Origin of the sequence: Stenotrophomonas sp. TWI700 (assembly GCF_039673645.1) — a bacterium.
GTDB lineage: Bacteria > Pseudomonadota > Gammaproteobacteria > Xanthomonadales > Xanthomonadaceae > Stenotrophomonas > Stenotrophomonas maltophilia_AA.
Window position 1 is genome coordinate 1 of sequence record NZ_JBDJMB010000056.1, and the last position, 5,897, is coordinate 5,897.

7 protein-coding genes are annotated in these 5,897 nt (G+C 69.4%); 3 read left to right on the plus strand and 4 right to left on the minus strand.

Features of this window, described 5'->3' with window-relative positions; all coding sequences use genetic code 11:
* Positions 1 to 250 precede the first annotated feature (250 nt).
* Genes ABE473_RS18690 through ABE473_RS18700 form a run of 3 tightly spaced genes read right to left on the minus strand, consistent with a single transcriptional unit; the run spans position 251 to position 2,274 of the window.
* Positions 251 to 1,201: an aspartate carbamoyltransferase catalytic subunit gene (locus ABE473_RS18690; RefSeq protein WP_123728554.1), complete on the minus strand. Its 951-nt coding sequence runs from the start codon at positions 1,199 to 1,201 to the stop codon at positions 251 to 253.
* A gap of 16 nt (positions 1,202 to 1,217) precedes the next feature.
* A complete protein-coding gene (ruvX, locus tag ABE473_RS18695) occupies positions 1,218 to 1,715 on the minus strand; it encodes a Holliday junction resolvase RuvX (protein ID WP_319207826.1) in 498 nt (165 codons plus the stop codon).
* Positions 1,708 to 2,274 (minus strand): YqgE/AlgH family protein, encoded by a 567-nt coding sequence (locus ABE473_RS18700; RefSeq protein ID WP_179460937.1) that lies wholly within the window; start codon positions 2,272 to 2,274, stop codon positions 1,708 to 1,710. Before ABE473_RS18700 ends, ruvX begins: the two co-directional genes overlap by 8 nt.
* A gap of 109 nt (positions 2,275 to 2,383) precedes the next feature.
* Between ABE473_RS18700 and ABE473_RS18705 the strand changes: the two genes are divergently transcribed.
* Positions 2,384 to 2,920, plus strand: coding sequence for a DNA-3-methyladenine glycosylase I (locus ABE473_RS18705; RefSeq protein WP_346479496.1), 537 nt, complete (start codon positions 2,384 to 2,386; stop codon positions 2,918 to 2,920).
* Positions 2,917 to 4,056, plus strand: coding sequence for a hypothetical protein (locus ABE473_RS18710; protein ID WP_346490526.1), 1,140 nt, complete (start codon positions 2,917 to 2,919; stop codon positions 4,054 to 4,056). Before ABE473_RS18705 ends, ABE473_RS18710 begins: the two co-directional genes overlap by 4 nt.
* 7 nt (positions 4,057 to 4,063) lie before the next feature.
* Here the strand turns inward: ABE473_RS18710 and ABE473_RS18715 are convergent, their stop codons facing one another.
* Complete coding sequence (locus tag ABE473_RS18715) at positions 4,064 to 4,771, minus strand: YitT family protein (RefSeq protein WP_179460934.1); 708 nt, start codon at positions 4,769 to 4,771, stop codon at positions 4,064 to 4,066.
* Positions 4,772 to 4,959: 188 nt separating this feature from the next.
* Here ABE473_RS18715 and ABE473_RS18720 point away from each other — a divergent pair, with 188 nt between their 5' ends.
* Positions 4,960 to 5,781, plus strand: a complete 822-nt coding sequence (locus ABE473_RS18720) for an alpha/beta hydrolase (RefSeq protein ID WP_179460933.1) — start codon at positions 4,960 to 4,962, stop codon at positions 5,779 to 5,781.
* Positions 5,782 to 5,897: the final 116 nt, after the last annotated feature.

The following is a 5,897-nucleotide window of genomic DNA, read 5'->3' on the forward strand; positions in this document are numbered from 1 at the left end:
GCTCCGCAACGGACATCGGGAGCCCGCCAGCGGCCGGCAGGACCCTGCGTGCTGTCGGGATTTTTGCGGAGCCGGCCAGCGGCCGGCACTACCCTGCGTGCTGTCGGGATTTCTGCGGAGCCGGCCAGCGGCCGGCACTACCCTGTGTGCTGTTGGGATTTCTGCGGAGCCGGCCAGCGGCCGGCACTACCGGTCATGCGGATCGACCAACGGTCGATGCCTACCGTGGGCCTCGCGTGGCCGAGACGTTCTACCCCAGCAACGTTTCCAGTACCGCCATGCGCACCGCGACGCCGTTGGCGACCTGGCGCAGGACCCACGACTGCGGGCCATCGGCCACCTCGTCGGTGACCTCCACGCCGCGGTTGATCGGGCCCGGGTGCAGCACGGCGGCGTCGGTGCCCGCACGCTTCAGGCGCGCGGCATCCAGGCCGTACTGGGCGTGGTACTGCTCCAGCGAGGGCACCAGGCCTTCTTCCATGCGCTCGCGCTGCAGGCGCAGCATCATCAGCGCATCGGCGCCTTCCAGCATGGCGTCGAAATCATCGCCGACGATGCAGCCCTTGAGCGTGTCATCGTCCGGCAGCAGCGACTGCGGTCCGCAGACGCGGATCTCGCCGACGCCCAGCGTGCGCAGGGCATGCAGATCGGTGCGGGCCACGCGCGAGTGCTTCACGTCGCCGACGATGATGACCTTCATCTTCGAGAAATCACTGCCCTTGGCCTGGCGCAGGGTGAGCATGTCCAGCAGGCCCTGGGTCGGGTGCGAGCTGCGGCCGTCACCGGCGTTGACCAGGGCCGTGCCCTCGCCCGCCGCCGCCGCCAGTGCCGCTACCGCGCCATCATCGGGATGGCGCACCACGAAGCCGCGCACGCCCATCGCTTCCAGGTTCTTCAGCGTGTCGCAGGCGGTCTCGCCCTTGCGGGTGGACGAGGTGGAGGCATCGAAGTTCAGCACGTCCGCCCCCAGCCGCTGCGCGGCGAGCTGGAACGAGCTGCGGGTGCGCGTGGAGGGTTCGAAGAACAGTGTGCAGACCGCCGAGCCGCCGAGCACGTGGCGCTTGTTGCCGACCCGGCCAACGGCCGCATCGCGGATCTGGCCGGCTCGGTCGAGCAGCTGCAGCAGGGTTTCGCGGGGCAGACCTTCCAGGGTCAGCAGGTGACGCAGGCGTCCATCGGAATCGAGTTGCGAGGCGGTCATGGGCAGGGTCTGAGGGTCAGGAAACGGGGGTGGCGTCATCCGGGCTGGAGAGCCAGCGTTCGATGATGACCGCCGCGGCGACGGCGTCCAGCGCAGCGGCATCGCGGCGGCGTTTGCGGCCTTCGGCGCGCTCGACCGCGAACCGGCGTGCCGCCTCGACCGAGCTGGAGCGCTCGTCGACCAGCACCACCGGCAGTTTGAAACGTTCCCGCAGCTGGCGGGCAAAGCCCTGCGCACGCTTGCGGTTGGGCTGGTCCTGGCCGTCCAGGGTCAGCGGATCGCCGACCACCAGGCCGTCCGGCCGCCATTCCTTGATCAGGCGCTCGACTGCGGTCCAGTCCGGTCCGTTGCCGTGCACATCCACCACCGCGATCGCGCGCGCATGGGTGCCGAACGAGCTGCCGATGGCCACGCCGATGCGGCGCGAACCGACGTCGAAGCCGAGCACCGTGCCATCCCGGCGGATGGTCGGCGGCGTGGCCGCGGCGGGCGCTGGCGCCGCCGGCTCAGACATGGCCGCTGTAATCGGTGAGGCGGAACAGGTCCACGCCGATGCGTGCCGCCGCGCCCTGCCAGCGCTCGTCGAACGGGGTGCTGAAGAGCAGCTCGGCATCGGCCGGCACGGCCAGCCAGCTGTTTTCGGCGAGTTCGGTTTCCAGCTGCCCTTCGCTCCAGCCGGCGCAACCCAGGGTGACCAGCGCATTGCGCGGGCCTTCGCCGCGGGCCATCGCTTCAAGGATGTCGCGCGAGGTGGTGAGGAACACGCCCTCGCCCACGGCCAGGCTGGAATCCCAGCTGCGCGCATCGTCATGGATCACGAAGCCGCGCTCGGGATGCACCGGGCCGCCGTTGAGCACGACCTGGCTGCGCAGGGTGTCGCTGGTGGTGGTGATGTCCATCTGGGCCAGCACCTCGCCGAGGGTGTACTCGGAGGGCTGGTTGACCAGCACGCCCATCGCGCCGTTCTCGTCGTGCTGGCAGATCAGCGCCACGGTACGGGCAAAGGTGGGGTCGGTCAGCGACGGCAGCGCGACCAGCAGGTGGTGGGCAAGCGAAGTGGACAGTTCAGACATGCCCCCATTCTAGCCGCTGGCCGTGATGTGCGCTTTCGCGCTGACATAATGCAGGCCTGCGCGCGTGCCCCGGCCCGCGCGCCTGATCCGCCATCGCAAGGAGCTGCACGTGTCCGGTTACTGCCTCATCGCCCCGGGTCATCCGGTCCACGGCCACTACCATGACCACGAGTACGGCTTCCCGCAGCGCGAGGAGCGCGAGCTGTTCGAGCGGCTGATCCTGGAGATCAACCAGGCCGGCCTGAGCTGGGAGACCATCCTGAAGAAGCGCGAGGGCTTCCGCGCCGCGTACGACGGCTTCGACGTGGACACGGTGGCCGCCTATGGCGAGCGCGACATCGAGCGCCTGCTCAACGATGCCCGGATCATCCGCAACCGGCTCAAGGTCCATGCGGCGGTCCACAACGCCCAGGTGATCCAGCAGCTGCGGGCCAGCCACGGCAGCTTCGTCGCCTGGCTGGATGCCCACCATCCGCTGGACAAGGCCGGCTGGGTGAAGCTGTTCAAGAAGACCTTCCGCTTCACCGGCGGGGAGATCACCGGCGAGTTCCTGATGAGCCTGGGCTACCTGCCCGGCGCGCACAGCCCGGACTGCCCCGTGTTCAAGCGCATCGACACGCTCAAACCGGCATGGCGCCAGGCGTGAGGCACACCGCATTGCGGGCCGCGCTGCTCGCCGCTCTCACCCTCCCCTCGCTGGCCGGCGCCACCGGCCTGGACAACGTGCTGGCACGCCTGCGCGCGGAGATCGCCGCGATGCCGGCCGACGACCCCGCCCCGATCGACACCGTGCTGGCCCGTTACCGCGACGAGACCGGCATCGACCTGCAGATCCCGGTGGCCGGCGACAGCGATGCGCCGCTGCCCGCGCTGGTGCGCCCGCCCACCGTCACCCCGGCCGATTGGGACGCGGTGAGCCGCTACCTGCGCGATACCGATGCCCAGCACACCGTGCCGGTGGAGATGGGCGAGTTGTCCCTGTCCCTGCTCGATCTGGATGGCGACGGCCAGCGCGACCTGGTGCAGAGCGCCTACAGCGGCGGCACCGGCCTGTACACGCAGGTGGACATGCTGCGGCGGGATGCGCAGCGCGGCTTCGTCGTGCCGGACAGCCTGGACCCCCAGCGCCCGTGGGCACAGGGCCAATACGGCCTCAGCGGGCGCGGCAGCGACCAGGGCCTCTACTGGCTGCGCATCGACGGGGTCAGCTACATCGCCTATCGCGACGGCGACTATTACGGCGACACCCTGCTGCTGAACCGGCCACTGTCGGCCGACCCGCGCGAGCGCAGCCCCACGCAGCAGTTGAAGGTGCGCTACGGCCGCGAGCATCGGCTGGCCGATCCGGTGATGCATGTCGACGGCGATCCGCTGGATGCCCGGGCGACGGCGATCGCCACCGACCGCCGCCTGCTCCGGCACATCGAGCGGCTGCTGGGCGCGCTGACCGTCGACGGCGACGGCGTCGCGCATTTCGGCGATGAGCAGGGACGCTGCCCGGTTCCGGCCGGCACCGACCCCGGTGAAGCGGAGATCTGGCCGTGGCGGGGCGCGGGCAGCTACACCTTCGACACCGCCGCGGACACCGTGATCCGCTCGGGCCGACAGTGCTACAGCGCCACCCTCATCGCCCTGCGCAGCAGCTATGCCGGCGACCATGCGCTGTGCTGCCAGCTGTGGTTGTACCGCGGCCCCGGCGAGCAGGTGGCCACGCTGGACCTGCGCAGCCGCCGCTGGGTCTCCGGCGTGACCCTCGTGCCGGTGCCGCCGCAGGGGGAATGACCGGGCGTCAGACGCCCATGTAGCGGCCCGGGCGGTGGTTGAACATCAGCACCAGGCTGAGGACCACCGCGCCGATCGCCGAGTACATCACCTTGGAGGGGGACAGCACCGAGAACGCCACGCACATCAGCAGCGTATCGAAGGACATCTGCACCTTGCCGGCGCTCCAGCCGCGGGTGCGCTGCAGGTACACCGCCAGGATGCCGATGCCGCCGAGGCTGGCCCGGTGGCGGATGTAGAACAGGATGCCCAGGCCGGCCAGCGCACCACCGACGATCGCCGAGTACAGCGAGCTCATGTGGGCGAAATCGGCCCAGCGCGGCAGCAGGTCGGTCAGCACGCCGCAGGCGGTGACCGCGGCGAAGGTCTTCAGGGTGAACTCCCAGCCCATGCGCCGCACGGCCACCCAGTAGAACGGCAGGTTGACCAGCACGAATACCAGGCCGAAGTTCCAGCCGAAGGCGTAGTGGGCCAGAAACGCCAGCCCGGCCATGCCACCGATCATCAGCCCGCCCTTGGCGAAGATCGCCAGGCCGAGCGAAGCGACCAGGGTCGCCAGGACCATGCCTTGCACGTCCTCGGCCACGGAATGGCGCAGGGCTTTCTCGTCGGCCACGGTGCCGGCGCTGTCCGGTGGCGGGGTCAGCGGACCTGCGGTGACCAGGTGGCCGTCAGCGTCGTCGCACGGCGCGGGGCCATGGGAATCAAGGGACATGGGGGTGGGGGGGTGTGACGTGGGGAGCGGTATTAGACACGATCGGCGTGACAGATGCTGCTGAAATCGATTCAGCCGGCCCAGGGACCCGAAATCGACATCCGCCGTTCATCCCGGCTGAACACCCTGCGGCTGCAGCATGCACGGGTACCCCGCTGTGCCCCTCCCTCCCTCAGGAGTTCCGTGCCATGCCCTACGTGACCACCGCCGACAACACCGAGATCTTCTACAAGGACTGGGGCAAAGGTCAGCCCCTCGTGTTCCATCACGGCTGGCCGCTCAGCGCCGATGACTGGGATACCCAGCTGCAGTTCTTCCTGCTGCAGGGCTACCGCGTGATCGCCCACGACCGCCGCGGCCATGGCCGCTCATCGCAGACCAGTGGTGGGCATGACATGGACACCTACGCCGCCGACGTCAACGCCTTGGCCGATCATCTGGACCTGCGCGATGCGATCCACATCGGGCATTCCACGGGGGGCGGCGAAGTCGCGCACTACGTGGCGCAGGCCAAACCCGGTCGCGTGGCCAAGGCCGTGCTGATCGGGGCGGTGCCGCCGATCATGGTCAAGAGTGACGCCAACCCGGGCGGCACGCCGAAGGAGGTCTTCGATGGCTTCCGGCAGGCACTGGTGGCCGGCCGTGCCGCGTTCTACCGCGAGGTGCCGATTCCGTTCTACGGCTTCAACCGCGAGGGCACGCCCCCGCAGCAGGGCATCGTCGACAACTGGTGGCGGCAGGGGATGATGGGCGCGATCAACGCGCACTACGACTGCATCCAGGCCTTCTCGGAAACCGACTTCACCGAGGATCTGAAGAAGATCGACGTCCCGGTGCTGGTGATGCACGGCGACGACGACCAGATCGTGCCGATCGCCGATTCGGCGGAGCTGGCGATCACGCTGCTCAGGCACGGCACGCTGAAGGTCTACAAAGGCTATCCGCATGGGATGTGTACGACGCATGCGGACGTGATCAACGCGGACCTGTTGGCCTTCATCCGCGGGTGAGGCGTGTGCCGACCCCCCCTCGGCCCCCCCCCGCGATTCGGGGCACCCGGAGCCGAAGACCGGTGGTGGTGCGCCCCCCCCCCCCCCCCACCGGACCCGCGCAAAAGACCCCCCCA